Genomic DNA, 22,065 nt, shown 5'->3' with positions numbered 1-22,065 from the left:
GCGTGCGCGGTGCACACGAGGAGGGAGGGGAGGGGAGGAGGGGCCGGCAGCCGCGGCTGATGGCCCCTCCTCCGAGAAGGGCTACGCCTGCGGGGTGTCCGCGGCGATTTCCACGTTGGGCTGGACGCGGTGGCGCCGAACGCGGATGATGACCCAGGCGATGCCCGCAAGGATCAGCAGCGACAGGGCGATCGTGATCCCGATAACGGCGATCTCCCATCCGGCCATCACGTATTCGAGCGTGGCGCCGGGGGCCATGCCATTCATGGCGTTGGAGTTCGCCACAGTGAAGAGCAGGTTGTGCATCGCTGTGCGCATCGCAGTGACGGCATGTGCGCTGGACGTATCGTCCATCTGCTTGTAGCCATCGAACGTCAGCATGAGATCCGACCCTGCGGCGATTCCCTGGTCCGGGTACATGAAGTCATAGAGGTTGAAGTCTGTGATCACGAACCCGTCGAAGCCCCACTCGTCGCGCAGGACACCGGTCATGAGCTCATGTGACCCGCCGGCCCAGGTTGTGCCCATCAGGTTGAACGAGCTCATCATTCCGCCGAGCCCGATCTGCGCCATCGACTGAGTGCCATCTTCCGCGAGAACGGGAACCTCGCCCGAGACATCCTTGACGAGATCCTCGAACGCCTTGAGGTAGATCTCGCGGGTGGCCTGCTCCGTCGCCCAGGTGGCGATTCCAAGGCCGTTCACGCGGTTCACTTCCTGGTCGTTCATCGCGTAGTGCTTTGTGAACGTATAGACGCCGTACTCGAGCGCGCCGTTCGCGACCTGGGTGGCGAGCTTCGCTGACAGAACGGGGTCCTCGGAGTAGTACTCAAAGTTGCGCCCGGCAAAGGGGGAACGGTGAATGTTGACGGCCGGTGCATACCAGCCGTTGACACCCATGTTGAGTGCCTCGTTCCCGGCGGCAACGCCCATCTCGTGCGCGATGTCAGCGTTCCACGTCATGGCGATGAGGAAGTTCGACGGGAACGCCGTTCCCTGCCACAGATCAGGGTTGATGAACGAGCTGAACCCGGCAGGTCCGTCGATGTCATCGGTGCGAATCTTGCCGATCTCCGGAAGCGCTGCCGTGTTGTAGGCGCCGGAGAGGAGAACCGAGGTCATGTCGTCGGTGGTGAGCTGATCGAGCAGGTCCGACCAGAGGGGGTCGTCTTTGTCGAGCCCGCGCAGATCGATCAGCTGCGCGTCGCCCGAGGCGCCCGTCGTTGGCATCACGGCATCGCTATTCGCGGCTGCGGTGCCTGCATCGTACGGTTCGAATCCGGCGATAACCGTGTCGTTCGCCTCGCGCTCGTCGTTTTCCGGAGCCGTTGGGAATGTTCCGGCGAAGTCGGACCGCGAGAACTCCGTGAGCTCACCGGTCACGAAAGGCTCCGACATGTCGTCGAACAGGTTCGTTGCCGGAACGACATCGGACGCGCGTCCGTCAACGTAGGAGATGGTGCTGTCAACGACGTACTCAATGGGCTCGGTGCCGTCGGCGAGACGGTGCGAGTCCGTTTGGATCTTCAGCTCGTATGTTCCCTCGTCGAGAACATAGGCGCCCTCACCACGCCAGTCGTACGATGCCATGGCCTCAACCGGGATCGACACCGTCACGGTCTCCGCCTCGCCGGGCTCGAGAAGCGATGTTTTCGCAAAGTCACCCAGAACGACATGTGCCTTTTCGACGCCGCCGGGGGTGTAGGGGGCTGTGTAGTAGAGCTGCACGACGTCCTGACCCGCGACGTCACCCGTGTTGGTGACCGTCACGTCGACCTCGATGTCACCGTCGACATCGCCCAGGCGCTCCTGCTCCACTGACCAGGCGAAATCGGTGTAGCTCAGCCCATAGCCAAAGGGGTACACGACGGCGTCGTCGTAGTCGATGAAGCCTTCAACGGCCGCCGTTTCGTAGTATCGGTACCCCATATAGATGCCCTCTTCGTAATCCACGAAGTAGGCATCGTCGATGTTCGAGTAGGAAAAGTCGCCGACGTTGACGAACGTGGGGTCCGCCGTGAAATCACGCGAGTAAATGTCGGTCGTATGACCGGAAGGGTTGATCTCGCCGCTCAAGATGCGGCCGAGGGCGTTGAACCCGTTCAGACCGGGAGAACCAACAAGCAGAATGCTGTCGATGTCCCCATCGTCGTGAAGCTCACCGAGCTCCATGGACGTTGACGCGTTGATGAGGACGATGACCGTGTCGAAGTTTTCCTTCGCGAGTGCGAGCATGTCCTTTTCATCCTGGTCGAGCTGCAACTGGTGCTGGCCCGCCTCGGCGCGGTCATCCCACGGGGTCATGTCCGTCGCGAGGTCTCCGCCTTCGCCGCCGCCACGTCCAATGACGACGATCGCGGCGTCGTTGAACTCAGCGAAGCTCGCTCGAGCCTCATCGGAGTAGCCGTCAACGGGCATTTCACCGATGACGTAGTTGGACTCTTCTGGCTTGTCCATCACGATGTTCGTGCGGCCACCGTCTTCCGGAGCGTTGTTCTGGGCGAAGCCGTCCAGAACGGCATAGACGGTGTCGTTGACCGAGAAGCCACCGTTTTCGATTCCAGCGCGGATGTTGATGGCGTCACGTGTGTCCGCACCACCTGATCCCGAGCCGCCGTAGACAGGGTCTGCTGCGCCGCGACCGAGAAGTGTCACGTTCCCGGCGCTCAGAGGAAGGGCGCCCTCGTTCTTGACGAGGGTCATTCCTTCCGCGGCCATGCGCTCGACGAGCGCGGCGGAGTTCGCCTTGGCATCGTCGAGATTGCCGTATTCGCTCTCGTAGTAGGCCACGTCCCAGTCGGACGCCTCGGGCACGTTTTCGATCTCCCAGCTTCCCGTTCCCATATAGGACTCGATGGCGCTGCGTTGCTGGCCGATGACGACGTTCGCGACAATCACCACCGCCACGACGATCGCGAGAATTGGGGTCCAGATCCAGAGGAACTTCCGATTCGTCATCGGCTTCCTTGCCGCTGTGCTACTCACTGGCTGCTCTCCTTGCAGGTACTCCCGTGCCGGCGGCGACGCTGGCGCGGGGAGATGGTGTGGAACGAAACCGATACCATCACCCCCGAGGACCACGCCGGGCTGTTCTCGCACAATCTGTCGTTCCCCATGCATAACTTGCACGTCGAGCGCGCTCGGCGGAAGAGAACAGTTCACGCACCTGTCTATCGTCGGTGGTCATGACCGAACGCACCTGTGCGTCGTTTCATGCCGTCACGCGTACACTGAGAGGCTGGCCGTATCCGGCCGGACGACCCCCCCCGAAGGAAACAGGTGTTGCCGTGCTTGCCGTAAGCGATCTCGAGATCCGCGTCGGAGCGCGCCTGCTGATGAGCGGTGTCAGCTTCCGCGTTGGCGCAGGCGACAAGATCGGACTTGTCGGGCGCAACGGCGCAGGCAAGACCACGCTGACCAAGGTGTTGGCAGGAGACCTTCAGCCGTCGGACGGCGCGATCACGCGCTCCGGTGAGCTGGGTTACCTGCCACAGGATCCCCGTACGGGTGACCCCGAGGAGCTCGCGCGAACGCGGATCCTCAACGCTCGCGGTCTTGGCGACCTGCAGGCGGGAATTTCGCAGGCGACAGAGGAGATGGCGTCATCCGATCCCGCCGTCGCGGAAAAGGCCATGCGGCGCTTCGGAAGGCTCACGGAGCGGTTCGAGGGCATCGGTGGCTATGCGGCCGAGGCGCAGGCGGCCGTGATCGCCAGCAACCTCTCACTTCCCGACCGCATCCTCGATCAGCCCTTGAAGACACTCTCCGGTGGGCAGCGTCGTCGAATCGAACTCGCGCGCATCCTCTTCAGCGATGCCGACACGATGATTCTCGACGAGCCCACCAACCACCTCGATGCCGACTCCGTTGTGTGGCTCCGTGAGTTCCTCAAGGGCTACAAGGGTGGCCTGATCGTGATCAGCCACGATGTCGAACTCGTCGGCGAAACGGTGAACAGGGTCTTCTACCTCGACGCCAACCGCCAGCTCATTGACGTCTACAACATGGGGTGGAAGCACTACCAGCGACAGCGCGTCGCCGACGAAGAGCGACGCAAGAAAGAACGCGCCAACGCTGAGAAGAAGGCATCCGCTCTCCAGCAGCAGGCGGCGAAGTTTGGCGCCAAGGCGTCTAAGGCGGCATCGGCTCATCAGATGCAGGCGCGTGCGGAGAAGCTGCTGTCAGGGCTGGAAGCTGTGCGTCAGGTCGACCGCGTGGCCAACATTCGCTTCCCGAAGCCTTCCCCCTGCGGAAAGACGCCGCTCATGGCGTCGAGCCTGTCGAAGTCGTACGGTGCGCTGGAGATCTTCGCTGGCGTCGATCTGGCGATCGACCGCGGGTCCAAGGTGGTCGTGCTGGGACTCAACGGTGCCGGAAAGACCACACTGCTGCGCATTCTCGCCGGCGTGGACAAGAGCGACACCGGTCAGATCGAGCCGGGTCACGGCCTCAAGATCGGCTATTACGCGCAGGAACACGAGAACCTCGACGTTGAGCGATCTGTGCTCGAGAACATGATGTCCGCGGCGCCGAACCTCAACGCCACGGAAGCACGCAAGGTCCTCGGCTCGTTCCTCTTCACGGGTGATGATGTGCTCAAGCCCGCCAAGGTGTTGTCCGGTGGCGAGAAAACCCGGCTTTCGCTTGCGACGCTCGTGGTCTCGAGCGCGAACGTGCTCCTCCTCGACGAGCCCACCAACAACCTCGACCCGGCATCGCGCGACGAGATTCTGGGGGCGCTCGCACACTATGAGGGTGCTGTTGTTCTTGTTTCGCACGATGAAGGTGCCGTTCAGGCGCTGAACCCGGAAAGGGTGCTGTTGCTCCCGGACGGCGTCGAGGACATCTGGAACAAGGACTACCTCGACCTGATCACGCTGGCCTAGGGTACGTCTGTCAATTGATCGCTGACTGCGGCGGCAACTACGCGTCGAGCAGGGCGTCTTCCGCCTGCATGTCCTCGTCGCGGCGCTTCTGACGCGGTTGGCGGCGGCGCGACTTTTTCGGCTTCTCGTCGGGCATGAAGCCCTCGAGCTCGTCGTCTTCGTTGTCCTCCGGTTCCTGTCCAGCGCGGATTTCCGTGCGGATCATGTAGGCGATGAACACGAAGCCCATGATCGCGAACAGAATCCACTGAATCGCGTAGGAGAGGTGAGGGCCGGGGTCTTCGTCCGGCGCTGCGAGCTCGTTCGGGCGAACTTCGGGGGCGGGGTCCTCGGAGACCATGATCGCGTAGACCGCCGTAACGGTGTTCTCTCCCGTGAGCTCGGCGATGCTCGGGGCGTGGAGCGTCGGGAGCTGTCCGTCGGGCGCGGAGCGATTCGACGTCGGCAATGGTTCGCTCGGCCGCAGCCGGGCGACCACCGTCACGTCGCCGGCCGGCGGCGCCGGAACGGCTTCGTGCCCGCCGGCATAGTCCGGCGGAACCCACCCTCGTGACACGGCGAGAATGCGACCATCGTCGAGAAGGAACGGCACAACCGCCTCATACGCCGCCGTTCCGCCCTGGGCGCGGTTGCGGACGAGGAGCTGATCGTCGGCCAGGTATTCACCGGTGAGGACGACCGGCTGCCACTCATCGGATGGGTCAAAGTCTTCGGTGCCCTGCATCGTGGAGGCGAAAGGCGCAGGGGTCGCGTCGTAGTTGTTTGCGATCAGGTGGTTGCTGACGGCACGTGTTTCGTTGCGCTCGAACTGCCAGTAGGACAAGAAGGCACACACGATCGCGAAGATGATCGCGATTCCCACGTACATCGCCCAGCGTCCGGCGACGGGCCACGTTTTCACGATGTCTCCTCGAGTGTCACGTCTGTTCCGTCAGAGAGACCATCAACGATTGTCACGGGGAATCCGCGCGAGGCCAGAAAGTCTCGGAGGTACGTGACGTGCTCTGCGCAGGCAAGCCACACCTTGCGGCGATCGGGCGCGTGGATCTTGGGGTTGCGCCACACGACGCTGGCGACGGCGTCATCACCGCACGCCGCCCTCGAACACTGCGGTGACGAGGGGTTGATCCCCAGAATCACGCGGCCGCCCCGCGGTCGTCGCTTTCGGAAATACGGATAACGCGCGACTGCTCCGCATCATCACGTGTGACCGGCGCGGCCGCGTCGATGGCGATCTCGGGGCGCTCCGCCTCAGCAACGTCACCGGACTGGGCCTGATTTACGATGATGACCGCGACATACGGTAGGAAAATTGCCCCGATGGCGAGAACAGCCGTGTGCCATCCGACTGGCTGAAACACAAACATGCACACGAAACACCCGAGCCGGATCCCCATGGTGATGACGTAGTTGCGCATGCGCAGGGTCTGATCGTCGATCGGCGCTGCGCCGATCGACGTGGCACTCTGGGGGCGAGGTGTGCGGCTCTTCACGATGCGTTAATTCTACGCGCAGTCGAAACCCCGCGTCTGCGCCGCGAACGAGCTCGTCGCGCAGATGGCGCCGGCGCGCTAGAAGCCGGTAGACGTGGCGAAAGCGAACAGTCCTCCGAAGATAATGGCGGCGGCGGCCAACGCGAGCAGGGTGAAGGCGATGGCCACGTAGCCGAAGATGAGGCCCGTGATCGCCATACCCCGGCCGCTGTCGCCGGTGCGTTTGATCTGGGATGTCGCGATGTGACCGAAGATCACCGCCAAGAGAGGCGCAACCGGGGCGGCGACCATGAGGATCCAGCCGAGGACGGGAATGAACCACAGCCAGAACAACATCCACGAAGCGGGGGCCACGAATCCGAAGATCATCGACGCAACGGCCAGCCCGTTTGTTCGCGCCGCTGGTCGCGTGTATGCGGGGTTCATTGGCGTCGATCCGGGAGGTGGTGCGTACTGAGGCGTCGACCCGTACGGCGTCGTCACCGGCGCAACGACCGGCTGCTGCCCGTGCGGCGCAACGACCGGCTGCTGCCCGTGCGGCGGAACGATCGGTACGGTGTTCTCGGAAAACGGATCCGGCTGATTCTGCGACATGGTGTCCTCCCCGGTGATGTCCAGACCAGCTTACGGCGCGGTGATCGAGCTGCGAGCCTTCCGCAACGGGTGAGCAACGTGGCCATGCTGTGGGCGACATTAGGCTGGTGTGCGCATCTTCTCTCGACTTCAGGAGCACCACATGAGCGCAGCAGCCACTGCCCGCGTCGCCCTCGTTACCGGAGGCAACCGCGGAATCGGGCGGGCCATTGCCGAGCGACTTGTCGCCGACGGGTTTCGCGTTGCCGTGACGGCACGCAACGGACAGGGGCCGGAAGGTGTTCTGACCGTCGCCGCTGATGTTAACGACGGAGCATCACTCGACGCGGCGATCGCCGAAGTGGAGAAGGAACTCGGCCCGGTCACCACCGTTGTCGCCAACGCCGGGATCACGAAGGACACTCTGCTGATGCGCATGAGTGACGATGACTTCTCGGCCGTTGTCGACACGAACCTCGGCGGAGCGTTCCGTACGGTGAAGCGCGCGATTAAGAGCATGATCAAGGCTCGGCACGGGCGGATCATTCTGATCTCTAGCGTCTCCGGCCTCTTCGGGGTGGCCGGTCAGGCAAACTACTCGTCATCGAAGGCCGGTCTCGTCGGCTTCGCGCGCGCCATCACGCGTGAGCTCGGCGGCCGCGGCATCACTGCGAACGTCGTTGCGCCCGGCTTTATCGAATCGGATATGACCGCCGAGCTGGATGACGCGACCCAGGCCGCGTATCGGAAGCAGATTCCTGCGGGTCGCTACGGAACGACCGAGGAGGTTGCCGGTGTCGTGTCGTGGCTGGCGGGGGAGGACGCCGGATACATTTCGGGCGCCGTGATCCCCGTTGACGGCGGTCTCGGCATGGGGCACTGACGGGCGGGTTCGCTCAGCGGCGCGACGTCATTTTCTGGGGGACGCGGCCGCTGGGTGAGCCCTACGGGAGAAGCGGAATGATGGCCGCAAGATCGACAGGCCCCACGACGATCGGCGCTGCAGCGCGAACCGCGGGCTTGGCGTTGAACGCGATGCCGAGCCCCGCCGCGGCAATCATGGCGAGATCGTTTGCGCCGTCGCCGATGGCGATCGTCCGATGCCGGGCAAGCCCGAGCTGATCAGCCCAGTCCGCGAGCTGATCGGCTTTCGCCTGCGCGTCGACGATGGCGCCATCGACCTCTCCTGTGAGCTTTCCCTCGGCGACGGCCAGTCGGTTGGCGCGCCACATGTCTACCTCGAGGCGTGGAGCAAGCGTGTCGAGGATCTCGTGAAAACCACCCGAAACGACGCCGACTTCTCCGCCGCGATCATGCACGGCATCGATGAGGTCGGTTACCCCGGGGGTCGGTTCGATACGGGCCAAAACACGTTCGAACCGCTCGAGGGGAACGCCGGCGAGGGCAGCAACGCGGGTCCGCAGGCTCGTCGCGAAGTCCACTTCTCCGCGCATCGCCGCCTCTGTCGCGGCGGCGACTTCTTCGCCGCGCCCGGCTTCATCGGCGATGAGCTCGATGACCTCGTTGCGGATGAGGGTGGAGTCGGCGTCGAGAACGACGAGAAAGCGTGCAGTCACGGGAACCACAGTAGCGGCGTGTGCGAGGTCCGTCCGCATGCGTGCGGATAGGCTTGGCGTATGACCTCTGTGCTCGAGATGAACGGCGTCTCCGTGCGTCGGGACAACCGCCACATCGTCGACCAGGTGACCTGGCGCGTCCGCGACGATGAGCGATGGGTGATTCTCGGACCGAATGGCGCCGGTAAGACCTCGCTGTTGCAGATGGCCGATACTCTCCTGTACCCATCCAGCGGAACGGTCGACATTCTCGGTGAGCGCCTGGGGCGCACCGATATCTTTGCGCTCCGCCCGCTCATCGGCTTCGCGTCGAGCGCGCTTGCGCGCCGCATCCCGGCGGGGGAGACGGTGCTGAATGTCGTCCTGACAGCCGCGTACTCGGTGACGGGGCGCTGGAACGAAGAGTACGAGTCGATCGACGAACGCCGTGCGCGTCGCGTTCTGGAGGAATGGCAGCTCGGAGAATTCGCCGATCGCACCTTCGGCACGTTGAGCGACGGTGAACGCAAGCGGGTTCAGATCGCCCGCGCTGTGATGACTGATCCCGAGTTGCTGCTCTTAGACGAGCCGACGTCGAGTCTCGACCTCGGCTCACGAGAGGTCCTTCTCGGTTTGCTCAGCGAGTACGCGAAGGCTCCCGGTACTCCGGCGATGGTGATGGTGACCCATCATGTTGAGGAGATTCCCGTTGGCTTCACACACGTGTTGCTGATGCGTGAGGGGCGTGCGGTCGCTCAGGGGCCAATCCGCGAGATTCTCACGCGCGAGAACTTGAGCGAGACGTTTGGGATCCCGATTGCCGTCGTCGAGTACGGCGGGCGCTGGGTCGCACGCGCCGAAGCACCCGCCTCCCAGTGATCACAGGGTCAATCTGGTAGGCTTGCCTGCTGGTGCCAGTGTGCCGATGTCGGCCGCGGAACCCACAGACTTTTCTTTCCACAGAACCGCTCCCGCAAGGACAATCCATGAAGACTGACATTCACCCCACGTACACGCCGGTCGTGTTCCGCGACCTCGGCTCGGGCGAGACGTTCCTGACGCGCTCGACGGCGAAGAGCGACAAGACCATCGAGCTCGACGGCGTCGAGTACCCGGTGATCGACGTCGAGATCTCGTCGGCATCGCACCCGTTCTACACGGGCAAGCAGCGCATCATGGACTCGGCCGGCCGAGTCGAGAAGTTCAACCAGCGCTTCAAGAACTTCGGCGGCAAGTAAGCTCCGATTTTCTCGCAAGAGGCCCCGCTTCGGCGGGGCCTCTTGCGTTTTTTGTTCCCGGAGCGAGAGACCGGACGCTGACAGCCGCAGGGTTCTCCGAACGCAAGATACTAGGCTGTTTCTTATGGCGGAGAAGTGGTCCCTCGGCCGCGCATTGCGCGGAATGTTCGTAAAAGAGACGATCGACGAGAACACATGGGAGGACCTCGAATCAGCGCTGATCACGGCTGATTTCGGTCCGGACATCACGGAGGAGATCGTTGACGACCTCCGTGAGAAGGTCGCCCGCTATCAGACGACCGATCCCAAAGACCTCCGTCGCATGTTGACGGAGAGCCTCGAAGAGCGATTCTCGAAGTTCGACTCGACGCTCATGCTCACCGAACGACCAGCTGTTGTGCTTGTTGTCGGGGTGAACGGTGTGGGAAAGACCACCACGATCGGCAAGTTCGCGAACTTCCTGAAGCGGTACGGCCGTTCCATCGTCGTCGGCGCTGCCGATACCTTCCGAGCAGCCGCTGTCGAGCAGCTCGCGACATGGGCGGAGCGCGGCGGTGCCGCGATCGTTCGCCCCGAGCGCGAGGGGCAGGACCCGGCTTCTGTCGCTTTCCAGACGATCGAGTACGCCCAGCGCACGGGAACCGAGATCGTGCTGATCGACACGGCCGGACGTCTGCACACAAAGGCCGGGCTGATGGACGAGCTGTCAAAGGTGCGCCGGGTCATCGAGAAGCGGGCGCCCATCAGTGAAGTGCTCCTCGTCCTCGACGCAACAACAGGGCAAAACGGCGTTCGGCAGGCCGAGGCGTTCCTCGAACACGCCGGTGTGACGGGTCTCGTTCTGACGAAGCTGGACGGTTCTGCCAAGGGCGGATTCGTTCTCGCGGTCCAGGAGCGAACGGGCATCCCGGTGAAACTTCTCGGCCAGGGCGAGGGTATCGGTGACCTGACGGGCTTCACTCCTCACGTTTTCGCGGCCCAGCTGGTGAGCTGACACGCCGCATATGGCCCCAAACGCCGCCATGAAGTGGTTGGCTAGGGGCATGGCGATCGAACACGACTTCTTCGGGCTTCTCGAGACGGGGCCAGACGGCGCGATCTTCTGGTCGGAGAACGTCGATCTGGGGGATATGCGGGTCACGGTCGATCTCACCGCGCCTGACGAACTCGACGTGACCATGGATGGCCTGGATGCTGCGGCGTCCATGGTGGCAGGTCTGGAAGAAGTCGATAGCCGCGCGCGCAACGCGATGCTGGGGGAGGTCGACAATCGCGCGAGCGACGTCACAGAGTTCATCCTGATGATGACGGAGCGCTATGGGCGATCGATCGATGACATCTTGGTCGATGTTTCCGGCGATGCGCCCGTCGACATTATCCGTTCGCTCACGCTCATGAGCATGACGATTCTGCCCGACGAGCATGGCGGCTCCGACCCGTTCGCTGTTTTGGAGTATGCGCTCGACCCCGATGAGACGGACGACATTCTTCTCGTGAACTTCGGCAGCGACGGCACGGTTCAGTCGGTCACGAACGCGGATTGACACCGGGGTCTGACGCCGCGATGAGTTCCCGCGTAAAGGCGTTCGTGGGTGCGCGGAAGACGTCCTCGGTTGTGCCTTCGTCCACGATGCGCCCATGCCGCATCACGATGACCCGGTCGCTGAGCTTTCTCACCACTGCGAGGTCGTGAGAAATCAGAATCATCGAGAGCCGTTCACGCTTCTGCAGGTCGAGAAGCAGGTTCAGGATTCCGGCCTGTGTCGTCATATCGAGGGCGGAAACCGGCTCATCGCACACCAGAATGTCCGGCCGCGCAGCCAGAGCGCGAGCGATCGCGACGCGCTGACGCTGGCCGCCCGAGAGGAACCGAGGCACGCGGCGGAGCACCGTGGCGTCCAGGCCGACCGTTTTTAGCAACTCCGCCGGCTCGGGGGCGTCCGAGCGGCGAGCATGACGGAGAATTCGTTCGACCGTGAATCGCGGATCGAAAGAGCCGAGAGGGTCCTGGGGGATGAGGCGGATGCGAGCGCCTTCGTGCGTCACCTGGCCGGTGTCCGGCTGCTCCTGACCGACGAGGATCCGCGCGAGGGTTGTTTTGCCGGATCCGGACTCTCCGACAACGCCCATGACCTCGCCGTCAGCGACCGCGAGGGAAACACTATCGACGGCGGTGACGTCGCCGTACCGGCGGGTGATGTCCCGTGCGGCGAGGCGAGGGGTCGCACTCGGCTGTGCCACGTGGGTGTCCGCTTTCGCTCCGTGTGGAACAGCGGCGAGAAGCGCCTGCGTTGTGGCGTGGCCAGGGGAGGTAAGGACGCGCCGTGCGGTTCCGCTGTCAACGATCCTTCCCCTGTCGAGAACGGCGACGTGATCGGCGACGCGGCGGATGGCCGCGACATCATGCGTGATGAGGATCACTCCGGCGCCCTGATCGCGCAGGGAGGAGAGGAGGTCGAGCACCTTCACCGCGGTCGTCGCGTCGAGCGCCGTTGTCGGCTCGTCCGCGATGATCAACCGGGTTCCTCCGACGATCGCGGACGCGATGAGGACCCGCTGTCGCATACCTCCCGAGAGATCTTCGGACCGTTGGCGCAGATGCGACGCGGCGTCGGGGAGGCCCGCCCGTGTTAATGCGGCGACGACACGCGTGCGCCGTTCTGCGCGCGGAACCCGCTGAATGGCGAGGGACTCACCGACCTCCCGTTCGATCGTTCGCAGGGGGTCGAGTGATTGCAGAGCGTCCTGCAGGACGAGGCCGATGTGCCGGCCGCGCAGACGGCGCCACGTGCGCTGTGAGGCGCGTCGCAGATCCGCTCCGTCGAACGAGAGCTCGGACGCGGAAACGCGCGCGGAGGGTTCTGCCTGCGTGAGTCCCAGCAGGGTGCGGGCAAGAACTGACTTCCCCGCACCCGATTCGCCGACAATGCCGAGCGCCGAGCCGGGTTCGACGGACAGTGAGATCCTGCTCAAGATCTCTCCGGCGCCGCGCATCGACACCGAGAGGCCCTGAACGCGCAGAAGCGTCATGTTCCGCTCCCTCCTGACAGCCGGCGTCCCAGAACGGTCAGTGCGGTGGCTGTGACAACGATGGCTAGTCCGGGGAACAGTGTCATCCACCATGCGGACGAAATGTAGACACGACCAGCGTTGAGCATCGATCCCCACTCGGGACTCGGCGGCTCGGCGCCAAGACCCAAAAAGCTCAGGGCTGACACCCAGACGATCGCCTGTCCGACCCCGAGCGTGATCATCGCGATGAGGGGACCGAGAGTGTTCGGAACAACATGCCGCACGAGGGCTGTTGCGGCAGAGGCTCCCTCATGGCGGGCATATGCGACATAGTCACTCCGCACGACACTTCTCACACGCGAGCGAATGATGCGGGCGTACCCCGGCGCGGTTGCCAGACCGATGGCGAGAACGGAGCTCGTCGTGCCGGCGCCCATGATGGCGACGAAGAGCAGCGCCATGACCAGGGTGGGCAGCGCATAGAGAACTTCGATGATGCGGGCCAACCCACGATCGAGCAACCGCGGTCCGGCTCCGGAGGCGAACCCCAGCACAAGGCCCACTCCCATGCCGAGGCTTGTGGCGGCAAGGCCGATACCAGCGGATGCTGATGCTCCGTGGATGACACGGGTGAGAACGTCTCGCCCTGACTCATCGGTGCCGAAGGGGTGAGGCAGCGACGGCGCCTGGAATCCGTCCGCGGGAGAGACCGCGAGCGGGTTTCCTGGAGCAAGGATGCCGGGGAAGGCGACGGCGCCGATGATGAGCGCGACAACACACGCCGCAAGGATCCCGGGAACGCCGAGTCTGCCGAGCAGATATGTCATGAGCCGACCCCGAGCTCCGGAGAGCGCTGTTTCGACACGTGTTGACGCCGCAATCGAGGATCAACGACGAGCTCGAGAGCATCGGTAATGATGACAACGATCACATAGGCAATCGCCACGATTGCCACCGCGCCAATCATCACGGGCACGTCCCGTTGTACGGCCGCATCCTGCAGGAGCCGGCCGAGCCCGGGGCGAGCGAAGAGCACCTCGACGACAACGGCACCCGAGAGGAGGTTGCCGAAGGCCCAACCGGAGAGAGAAAGCGCCGGAAGCGCCGCATGCCGCAGAGTGTGACGTAGTAGCACCCGTGTCTCGCTGGCGCCGCGCGCTCTGGCCGTGATCGCGAAAGGTGCCTGGTCCGCTTCTGCGAGTGCATCCCGCGAGACCTGAGAGAGAAACCCTGCGATCGGAACGGCGAGAGTGACAACGGGCAGCACGAGGGATGCGGGGGAGGTTCCCGTGCTCGTGGCGGGAAGCCAGCCCAGACCGGCGGCGAACACCATGATGAGGACCGCCCCCAGCCAGAACTGTGGCATCACGCTCGCGACGATCTCACATCCGCGGAGAACGGCCGCTGCCGCCCGTCCGGCCACTCCGCGGGACACCGCCTGGATCAGCGCCCCTGAGATGGACAGCGCCCACGCCAGGGCGAGCGCAAGGGCAGCCAGCAGGAGCGTGGAGGGGAGTTGTGCGATAACCAGCTCTGCAACAGGCTGCCGACGAGCGTACGAGTCTCCCAGCTGCAAAGTGGCGATGTCGCGTAGTTGCAGCAGATACTGCGTCACCAGGGGCTGGTCGAGCCCATACCGCGCTGTCGCCGCGGCGATCGTCTCCGGTCCTGCCTGCGACCCCGGTCCGCCGAGGATCGCCTCGAGCGGGTCCCCGGAGGCGCGAACGGCGAAGAAAACGAGCGTCGCAACGATCCAGACCACGACGACGGCGGACGCCGCCTTCGCCGTGGTCCAGCGCAGTACCGCGATCATTCCGTCAGCTGAGCATTGATCATCGTCGGCGTCGAAATGGTGTGGAGGGTTTCTACTCCGGTGACACCCCGGGTCAGGAAGTGGTTCTGCTGGTCGTAGAGGGGAACGATCGCGTAGGTGCCGAGAATGATCTCCTGGGCCTCTGCGTAGAGCGCTGTCCGCTCGTCCTCGTCTGTTGTGGCCAGAGCAGCCTCGAGCGCCTCGTCCAGCTCATCGACGCGCAGCATCGCGTGGTTGGCGAAGTATCCCGACGGAGCGGGGATCGTGCCATCGGAGTGATACAGAATCCGCAGAACGTCGGGGCCCACCGTTGTATAGGGCGCCGAAACAGCCTCGTATGCGTGCTCACCGAGCGCGCCGTACCAGCTGGAAAGATCCATCGGGGTCAGCTGCACATCGAAGCCGACGCCGGCGGTGTTTGACTGAATCTGCTCAAACAGCGACTGTTCGGCGGCGGTCGACTGGTTCGTCGAAACGGGGAAGCGAACGGAAAGTCGCTGACCGTCCTTCATCCGCGTTCCGTCATCGTCGCGTTCCGTCCAGCCCGCCTCATCGAGCAGCGCGTTGGAGCGGTCGATGTCGACAGAAAACAGCGCCTCATCGGAGTACGCGGCCGGCTCCACGCTCGACAGCGCCGAGTACGAGCGAGTGGTAACTCCCGCGAAGAGGGTATCGATCCCGGGATCAGGATCCGCGCTGCGGGCGAACGCTTCACGAACGCGCTCGTCATCGAACGGTGTCTGCGCCGTGTTCAGCTCGATGCGGTTCGACGATGCGGGGCGCGGCGCATCAATGTGACCAATGCCCTGGGCACTCGCCGCAGCGATGTCCGAGGGAAGAGGATTGTCGATCACGTTCACCTCGCCGGAGCTCAGCGCTGCCTGGCGCGTTGCGGCGTCGGGGATAAAGCGCCACTCAATACGATCGAGGTGCGCGGGGCCGTCGTGGTCGGCTGCCGGGTTGGTGGAGACATACGCATCGTTGCGAACGAGCGAGACCTGTTCCTGTGGGGTCCAGCTCTCAACGACGAAGGGCCCCGTTCCGACCGGAGCCTGGCAGTTGGCCTCAACGTCGCGCGCGAGGGCGGTCGGAGACTGCATCGCGGTCCACTGCTGGCTGAGCACTTCTGGCAGGGCCGATTTTGGCGTCGACAGGAGCAAACGCACGTGTGTGTCATCGATGACGACAACCTCGTCGACCTGCTCGACGGCGAGGTAGCCGGTTGAGCTGGCGGTGTCGGGGTCCTGGAGTCGCTCGATGTTGACCTTGACGGCCTCGGCGTTGAAGGCCGTTCCGTCCGAGAACGACACACCCTCGGTCAGGGTGATGTCCCAGGTGAGGCCATCCTCTGATGCTTCGGCCGACTGTGCGAGCCACGGAACGATGGTTCCGTCAGCCGAACGGCCGAAGAGCGGCTCGAGGTACTGCGTCGAGATCAGGGCCTGAGGGTAGTTTCCGCCAACATGCGGGTCGAGGCAGCTGGGCTCCGCATCGCCGGTCGCATAGACGAGCGTCCCGCCGTCGACGGCTGTGCTCTCGCCAGCCAGATCGTTGCTGGAGGTGCACCCAGCCACGAGGGCCGCCACGGCCGCGAGCGAAAGAACGGGAAAAGCAAAATGAGTAGTGCGCATGGCTCCCCAGAGGGCAAAGGGTGGACGCGGTCCAGAAAAGACCGACGTCCACCCTAACCCGCGCGTGCTGCGTGGTATTCCAGCCGGGGCTACACCGCCTGGGCGAACTCCGTTTCCGCGCTTTCCGCGATGTGCGCGAGATGGGGAGGAATCTCTCGTCCCTTTTCGCGCATGGACTTCGCCCAGAGACGCCCGGCGCGGTACGACGACCGCACGAGCGGACCCGCCAGAACACCGAGAAAGCCCATGTCCTCGGCCACGTTCTTCAGCTCGACAAACTCGCTCGGCTTTACCCAGCGCTGAACGGGCAGGTGACGAGGGGAGGGGCGCAGATACTGCGTCAGTGTGATGATGTCGCACCCTGCTTCCCGCAGATCACGCAGCGCGTCGACGACTTCCTCTGGCTCTTCTCCCATGCCGAGAATCAGGTTGGACTTGGTGATCAGCCCGGCGTCGCGTCCCTGGGTGAGCACCCCGAGGGAGCGCTCGTACGTGAACGCGGGCCGGATCCGCTTGAACACCCGGGGAACCGTCTCGACGTTGTGAGCGAACACCTCGGGGCGCGCATCGAACACCTGGCTCAAATGTGCGGGGTTACCGGACATATCGTTCGCGAGGAGCTCCACGCCCGTCTCGGGGTTCTTTTCGTGGATGAGCCGAACCGTCTCCGCATTAAGCCATGCGCCCTCATCGGGAAGATCATCGCGGGCGACGCTCGTGACGGTGGCGTACCGCAGGCCCATGCGCTGGACCGACTCCGCAACGCGGCGCGGCTCGTCCGTGTCATAGTCGGCCGGCTTGCCCGTGTCGATCTGGCAGAAATCACATCGCCTTGTGCACTGCGAGCCGCCGATGAGGAACGTTGCCTCGCGGTCCTCCCAGCACTCGAAGATGTTCGGACACCCCGCCTCCTGGCAGACCGTGTGCAGGTCTTCACTCTTGACGAGCGCCTGGAGGTCCCGATATTCGGGCCCCTGTTTCACACGCGTTTTGATCCACTCCGGCTTCTTCTCGATTGGCGTTTCTGCGTTGCGCACTTCGAGCCGCAGCAGTTTTCTCCCGTTGGGGGCCGTTGTCATGCGGGAATCCTTTCCATCTCGTTGCGGAAGGCGCCCGAGACAGCGTCCTTCACCTGCGCGGGCGAAATCTCACGTCCGCTCAGGAGCGACAGCGTTGTGACGCCAGCGTCGGTGATGCCGCAGGCGACGATGTCGTCGTAGGCGGCGAGTGAGCCCGCGCAGTTCAGTGCGAAGCCGTGCATCGTGACGCCCTTTTCGACGCGCATTCCGATCGCCGCGATCTTCGCCGCACCATCGGGCGTCCATACGCCGCTGCGTCCTCTGATGCGGGTGGCCTCGATACCCAGATCCTCAGCGACCCCGATGAGGAGGGTCTCGATGCGGCGTACCAGGGTGACCGCGTCTCCACGTTCCGCAACGCGCATAATCGGGTAGCCGATGAGCTGCCCTGGTCCGTGCCACGTGATCTTTCCGCCGCGATCGACATCGATGACAGGGATTGAGCTGTGTGCGGGCCGTTCGCTGTCGAGCGTTCGCGAACCGGCGGTGAAGACCGATTCGTGTTCGAGGAGGATCAGCGTCTCGGGGCGCTCGCCGCGGACGACCTCGCTATGAATCCGTTTCTGGAGCTCCCACCCTTCGAGGTAGGGGATGAGGGTGGGCGCGAAGCCGGCCTCGACTACATCGATCATCGCTTCTCCTGGTGATTGTTGCACTGCGTCCAAGAATAGACCCTGATGTCTGTATGAGGCGTGGCGTCGTACGCTCAACGAGTGACAAAACCACGAGGTCGACCGAAGGCCATCACGCGAGAAATGCTGGCGGAGGCGGCGTGTGAGCTCTTTCTTGAGAGTGGTTACGACGAGACCTCCGTAACGGAGATTGCGCGTCGGGCGGGCGTGGCGCGATCAAGTTTCTTCAACTACGCGTCCACGAAGGCCGAGCTGCTGTGGGGCGGGCTGGACGAGAGAATCGACCGAGTCCGCGATGCGGTTGATTCCGGGATGAACGTCGAGGAAGCAATCGGGCACCTCGCAGACGGCTTTGCCCCCGACGCTCTCGCTCTGGCATTCGCGAACGGCGCCGCAATGCGGATCGAACAGCACCTCGAGGTGGAGTCGGCGGTGCGGATGAGTCGCATCGCCACGATTGCGGCACGTTCTCTCGAGGCGGCGGGCCTGCGCCCCATGGAGGCCGCCGTATTCGGGGGAGCGTATGGCGCCGCTGTCATCGCTGCGCTGCGCTCGTGGGCGCTCAGCGGAGCGGGAACGGAGCTGCTCGATGCACACGTCCGACGCGCGCTGAAAGCCGTATCGGAGGTTGGTCGCTCATAACGCGGTAAAATCGCCTCATCATGGCTGCATTCGGCGATCTCTCCTCGCGTCTCACCGAGACATTCAAAAACCTTCGTACGAAGGGAAAGCTTTCCGCGGCAGATGTCGACGGCACGGTGCGCGAGATTCGGCGCGCTCTGCTGGACGCCGACGTCGCCCTTGAGGTCGTGAAGGCGTTCACGGCGAAGGTGCGCGAGCGCGCGCTCGGGGACGAGGTTAATAAGGCGCTCAACCCGGCTCAGCAGGTCGTCCAGATCGTCAATGAGGAACTCGTCGGCATCTTGGGTGGTGAGCAGCGAAAGCTGCAGTTCGCCAAAACACCCCCGACCGTCATCATGCTTGCCGGCCTTCAGGGCTCGGGTAAGACGACATTCGCCGGCAAGCTCGCGAAAAAGCTGCAGAAGGACGGGCACACACCGCTTCTGGTGGCGGCCGACCTTCAGCGACCGAATGCCGTGAACCAGTTGCAGGTTGTCGCCGAGCAGGCGGATGCCAGCATTTTCGCGCCCGAGCCAGGCAACGGCGTCGGTGACCCGATCGCGGTGTCGAAAGCGGGCGTCGAACACGCCAAGCAAAAGCAGTACGACACCGTCATCATCGACACCGCCGGACGGCTCGGTATCGATGAGGAACTGATGCGGCAGGCATCGAACATCCGCACCGCGACCCGTCCGGACGAGGTTCTCTTCGTCATCGACTCGATGATTGGTCAGGATGCGGCGAATACCGCGAAGGCCTTCCTGGAGGGCGTTGACTTCACGGGTGTTGTTCTGTCGAAGCTCGACGGCGACACGCGTGGCGGCGCCGCGCTCTCCGTGGCGTCACTGACCCAGCGCCCGATCGTTTTCGCCTCTACCGGTGAAGGCCTCGACGATCTGGAAGACTTCCACCCCGATCGTATGGCCAGCCGCATTCTTGATCTCGGTGACATCCTCACCCTGATCGAGCAGGCCCAGCAGAACTTCGACGAAGAAGAAGCGCGAAAGGTTGCCGAGAAACTCGCGACCGACGCTTTTACTCTCGACGATTTCCTTGAGCAGATGCAGCAGCTCAAGAAGATGGGGTCGATGAAGAAGATGCTCGGCATGCTGCCGGGCATGGGCGGCCAGATGAAACAGCAGCTCGACAACTTCGACGACAGCGAGATCGGCCGTACAGAAGCGATCATCCGTTCGATGACCCCGGCGGAGCGCCACAACACGAAGGTTCTGAACGGATCGCGTCGTGCGAGGATCGCCCGCGGCTCGGGTGTGACCGTGACTGAGGTCAACCAGCTCGTGAATCGCTTCGAGCAGGCCGCCAAGATGATGAAGAAGGTCGCGCGCGGGGAATCGGCAGGAATTCCGGGCATGGGAGCGATGCCGGGCATGAAGCCAGGGGCGTCATCGAAGCGCAAGAAGGTCAAAAAGGCCGGTGGGCCACCGCAAAAGCGTTCCGGTAACCCGGCCAAGCGCGCTCAGCAAGGCGACGATGCTCCTGTGACCGCTTCGGGCTCGGGCTTTGGGCTGGGGGGCGGCGCTCCGCAGGCGAGCGAAGCGGAGCTGGCCGAGATTCAAAAGCTATTCGGCAAGAACTGACCTCTCGTGTGAGGGCCGCAGGGCATCAGCCCCGCGGCCCTCATTCGTTCTCTGATTCTGATGCGTCTGGCAGGGCGGATTCTCGGGAGCGATGGATCCCCTGCACGTTTGTGCGATCGTCTTGCGCGGAATTCCCGACCCGCGCAGAGTAGTCGTATGGGTACCTCAACGCAGAGCACACAAGAGCGTCAGCAGGTTGCTGACGTCCGCGACCGCGGTCGCGCGCAAGTCGTTATCGTTGGCGGCGGGATCAACGGCATCGCCACGTTCCGTGATCTGGCGTTGCAGGGCGTTGACGTTGTCCTCATCGAACGGGATGACTTCGCCTCCGGCGCTTCCGCAGCCTCAAGCCACATGGTGCACGGCGGCATTCGCTACCTCGAGAACGGCGAGTTCCGACTCGTGCACGAGTCCGTTACGGAGCGAAACGACCTCCTGAAGACGGCGCCGCACTTCGTGAAACCGCTGCGAACGACGATCCCGATCTACTCGTTCTGGTCGGGCCTCCTCAACGCGCCGATGCAGTTCTTCTTCCGCCGCAAGTCCGTGAAGCAGACGGAGCGCGGCGCGCTCCTGATTAAGGTCGGCCTCGTTCTGTACGACGTCTTCGCGAGCGCAGGACGATCCACCCCGTGGCACCGATTCCGCGGACGCAAAGCATCGCTCGCGGAGCTTCCTCGCCTGAACAAGGACCTGAAGTACACCGCCACGTACTTCGACGCGTCGATGCACGACCCCGAGCGCCTTGCTCTGGACGTGCTGAACGATGGTCTCGAGGCGAATCGCCGTGCACGTGCTCTCAACTACGTCGAGGCAATCGGACGAACAGACAACGGCGTCGTTGTGCGGGACCGCGAGACGGGAACCGAGTTCACGATCGCGGCTGATGTGATCGTCAATGCCTCGGGCCCGTGGACCGACCTCACGAACGAGGCGTTCGGTGAACCGACTGGCTTCATGGGGGGAACGAAGGGCTCGCACATCGTTCTCGACAACCCCGAGCTTTCCGAGGCGACTGGCGGCCGTGAGATCTTCTTCGAGCACTCCGATGGCCGTGTCGTTCTCATCTACCCGCTCAAGGGTCGCGTGATGGTGGGAACAACCGATATCCCCGCCGACCCCCGCGAGCCCGCACGCTGCACAGAAGAAGAGGTTGACTACTTCTTCGAGCTGGTGGCGAGTGTGTTCCCCGATATCCCCGTTTCCCGGGATCAGATCGTCTATCGCTTCAGCGGAATTCGTCCGCTCCCTGCCAGCGATGCGTCGCGTGCCGGGCAAATCTCGCGCGACTATCGCGTAGAGACCAGTGGCAAGGCGGGTGACGACCGTACCCCGGTCGTGAGCCTTGTCGGAGGGAAGTGGACCACGTTCCGCGCGCTCGGCGAATCGCTGGGTGACGTTGTGCTCGACATGCTCAGCGTGCCGCGTGTCGTGAAGACGAAGGGCCGGGCTATTGGTGGGGGACGGGACTACCCCCTCTCCGATCGCAGCCGCGAGGTGTGGCTTCGTTCTCGCGTCCCCGGCGCCGGAGACCGTGGGGACATTCTGCTTCAGCGATACGGAACCCGCGCGGAGCGTGTTTGGGACCTCATCGAGGACGACCACGACGAGCCCGTTGGAACAAACGCCCTGTCAACGCGTGAGTTACTCTGGATGGTGGAGCGCGAGCACGTCGTGCACCTGACAGACGTGCTGTTCCGGCGCACGTCGATCGCCTTCACCGGTGATGCCACGCGCGCTGAGCTTGAGGCGATTTCGACCGCGCTTGCGCCGCTTCTCGGATGGGACGACGAGCGTCGTGCGGAGGAGGTTCGTCGAACGGCGACAACGCTGCGCGAGGAGCACGGAGTTGACGTCGACTCAGAGGACATGGCAGGCGCCCGCTAACGAGCGATGACGCGAGCGGTTCCGGATCCACCTTTTGGGGGCCGGA

At 63.8% G+C, this 22,065-nt stretch carries 21 protein-coding genes; 9 read left to right on the top strand and 12 right to left on the bottom strand.

The genetic code is table 11. The features are described from left to right. Positions 1-81: 81 nt before the first annotated feature. The gene (locus G6N81_RS02905; RefSeq protein ID WP_165132806.1) at positions 82-2,958 is read right to left on the bottom strand and encodes a beta-glucosidase; all 2,877 of its coding nucleotides are present in this window, start codon (positions 2,956-2,958) and stop codon (positions 82-84) included. Between the two features lie 329 nt (positions 2,959-3,287). Between G6N81_RS02905 and abc-f the strand changes: the two genes are divergently transcribed. After that, entirely contained in the window at positions 3,288-4,886 is a 1,599-nt protein-coding gene (gene abc-f, locus G6N81_RS02900) for a ribosomal protection-like ABC-F family protein (RefSeq protein WP_165132803.1), read from the top strand. 37 nt (positions 4,887-4,923) lie between these two features. Here abc-f and G6N81_RS02895 read toward each other — a convergent pair whose 3' ends face one another. From G6N81_RS02895 to G6N81_RS02880, 4 genes are all read right to left on the bottom strand, one after another. Then, entirely contained in the window at positions 4,924-5,787 is an 864-nt protein-coding gene (locus tag G6N81_RS02895; RefSeq protein ID WP_241245040.1) for an SURF1 family cytochrome oxidase biogenesis protein, read from the bottom strand. After that, complete coding sequence (locus G6N81_RS02890) at positions 5,784-6,026, bottom strand: hypothetical protein (protein WP_378731223.1); 243 nt, start codon at positions 6,024-6,026, stop codon at positions 5,784-5,786. The genes G6N81_RS02895 and G6N81_RS02890 overlap by 4 nt, the downstream gene beginning before the upstream one ends. After that, positions 6,023-6,379, bottom strand: a complete 357-nt coding sequence (locus G6N81_RS02885) for a DUF3099 domain-containing protein (protein ID WP_165132800.1) — start codon at positions 6,377-6,379, stop codon at positions 6,023-6,025. The genes G6N81_RS02890 and G6N81_RS02885 overlap by 4 nt, the downstream gene beginning before the upstream one ends. A 78-nt stretch (positions 6,380-6,457) precedes the next feature. Further along, entirely contained in the window at positions 6,458-6,973 is a 516-nt protein-coding gene (locus G6N81_RS02880; protein WP_241245039.1) for a DUF4190 domain-containing protein, read from the bottom strand. Between the two features lie 142 nt (positions 6,974-7,115). Between G6N81_RS02880 and fabG the strand changes: the two genes are divergently transcribed. Continuing rightward, positions 7,116-7,835 carry a 3-oxoacyl-ACP reductase FabG gene (fabG, locus tag G6N81_RS02875; protein ID WP_165132797.1) on the top strand — a complete coding sequence of 240 codons (720 nt, stop codon included), beginning with the start codon at positions 7,116-7,118 and terminating at the stop codon, positions 7,833-7,835. Positions 7,836-7,896: 61 nt separating this feature from the next. Here the strand turns inward: fabG and serB are convergent, their stop codons facing one another. After that, on the bottom strand, positions 7,897-8,568 hold the full coding sequence (serB, locus tag G6N81_RS02870) for a phosphoserine phosphatase SerB (protein WP_165132794.1): 672 nt from the start codon (positions 8,566-8,568) through the stop codon (positions 7,897-7,899). Positions 8,569-8,589: 21 nt separating this feature from the next. Here serB and G6N81_RS02865 point away from each other — a divergent pair, with 21 nt between their 5' ends. From G6N81_RS02865 to G6N81_RS02850, 4 genes are all read left to right on the top strand, one after another. Further along, the gene (locus G6N81_RS02865) at positions 8,590-9,387 is read left to right on the top strand and encodes an ABC transporter ATP-binding protein (RefSeq protein WP_165132791.1); all 798 of its coding nucleotides are present in this window, start codon (positions 8,590-8,592) and stop codon (positions 9,385-9,387) included. Between the two features lie 107 nt (positions 9,388-9,494). Then, positions 9,495-9,746: a type B 50S ribosomal protein L31 gene (locus tag G6N81_RS02860; protein WP_165132788.1), complete on the top strand. Its 252-nt coding sequence runs from the start codon at positions 9,495-9,497 to the stop codon at positions 9,744-9,746. A 124-nt stretch (positions 9,747-9,870) separates the two neighbouring features. Beyond that, a complete protein-coding gene (ftsY, locus tag G6N81_RS02855) occupies positions 9,871-10,740 on the top strand; it encodes a signal recognition particle-docking protein FtsY (protein WP_165132785.1) in 870 nt (289 codons plus the stop codon). A 49-nt stretch (positions 10,741-10,789) separates the two neighbouring features. After that, a complete protein-coding gene (locus G6N81_RS02850; protein WP_165132782.1) occupies positions 10,790-11,290 on the top strand; it encodes a DUF2004 domain-containing protein in 501 nt (166 codons plus the stop codon). Here G6N81_RS02850 and G6N81_RS02845 read toward each other — a convergent pair. From G6N81_RS02845 to lipB, 6 genes are all read right to left on the bottom strand, one after another. After that, positions 11,274-12,776: an ATP-binding cassette domain-containing protein gene (locus G6N81_RS02845; protein ID WP_165132779.1), complete on the bottom strand. Its 1,503-nt coding sequence runs from the start codon at positions 12,774-12,776 to the stop codon at positions 11,274-11,276. The genes G6N81_RS02850 and G6N81_RS02845 overlap by 17 nt on opposite strands. Then, positions 12,773-13,585 carry an ABC transporter permease gene (locus G6N81_RS02840; protein ID WP_165132776.1) on the bottom strand — a complete coding sequence of 271 codons (813 nt, stop codon included), beginning with the start codon at positions 13,583-13,585 and terminating at the stop codon, positions 12,773-12,775. The genes G6N81_RS02845 and G6N81_RS02840 overlap by 4 nt, the downstream gene beginning before the upstream one ends. Beyond that, positions 13,582-14,571 (bottom strand): ABC transporter permease, encoded by a 990-nt coding sequence (locus tag G6N81_RS02835; RefSeq protein WP_165132773.1) that lies wholly within the window; start codon positions 14,569-14,571, stop codon positions 13,582-13,584. Before G6N81_RS02835 ends, G6N81_RS02840 begins: the two co-directional genes overlap by 4 nt. Next, on the bottom strand, positions 14,568-16,202 hold the full coding sequence (locus G6N81_RS02830; RefSeq protein ID WP_165132770.1) for an ABC transporter substrate-binding protein: 1,635 nt from the start codon (positions 16,200-16,202) through the stop codon (positions 14,568-14,570). Before G6N81_RS02830 ends, G6N81_RS02835 begins: the two co-directional genes overlap by 4 nt. Before the next feature lie 89 nt (positions 16,203-16,291). After that, positions 16,292-17,281, bottom strand: coding sequence for a lipoyl synthase (gene lipA / locus G6N81_RS02825; RefSeq protein ID WP_165132767.1), 990 nt, complete (start codon positions 17,279-17,281; stop codon positions 16,292-16,294). Next, positions 17,278-17,913, bottom strand: a complete 636-nt coding sequence (gene lipB, locus G6N81_RS02820) for a lipoyl(octanoyl) transferase LipB (protein ID WP_165132764.1) — start codon at positions 17,911-17,913, stop codon at positions 17,278-17,280. Before lipB ends, lipA begins: the two co-directional genes overlap by 4 nt. 81 nt (positions 17,914-17,994) lie before the next feature. Here lipB and G6N81_RS02815 point away from each other — a divergent pair, with 81 nt between their 5' ends. From G6N81_RS02815 to G6N81_RS02805, 3 genes are all read left to right on the top strand, one after another. After that, the gene (locus G6N81_RS02815) at positions 17,995-18,555 is read left to right on the top strand and encodes a TetR/AcrR family transcriptional regulator (RefSeq protein WP_165132761.1); all 561 of its coding nucleotides are present in this window, start codon (positions 17,995-17,997) and stop codon (positions 18,553-18,555) included. 20 nt (positions 18,556-18,575) lie between these two features. Beyond that, positions 18,576-20,132 (top strand): signal recognition particle protein, encoded by a 1,557-nt coding sequence (gene ffh, locus G6N81_RS02810; RefSeq protein ID WP_165132758.1) that lies wholly within the window; start codon positions 18,576-18,578, stop codon positions 20,130-20,132. Positions 20,133-20,288: 156 nt separating this feature from the next. Next, positions 20,289-22,019, top strand: coding sequence for a glycerol-3-phosphate dehydrogenase/oxidase (locus G6N81_RS02805; protein ID WP_165132755.1), 1,731 nt, complete (start codon positions 20,289-20,291; stop codon positions 22,017-22,019). The last annotated feature ends 46 nt before the right edge of the window (positions 22,020-22,065 follow it).

Origin of the sequence: Microbacterium amylolyticum (assembly GCF_011046975.1) — a bacterium.
GTDB lineage: Bacteria > Actinomycetota > Actinomycetes > Actinomycetales > Microbacteriaceae > Microbacterium > Microbacterium amylolyticum.
The sequence above is the reverse complement of the archived record's forward strand: the minus strand, read 5'-3'. Positions and strand labels throughout refer to the sequence as shown.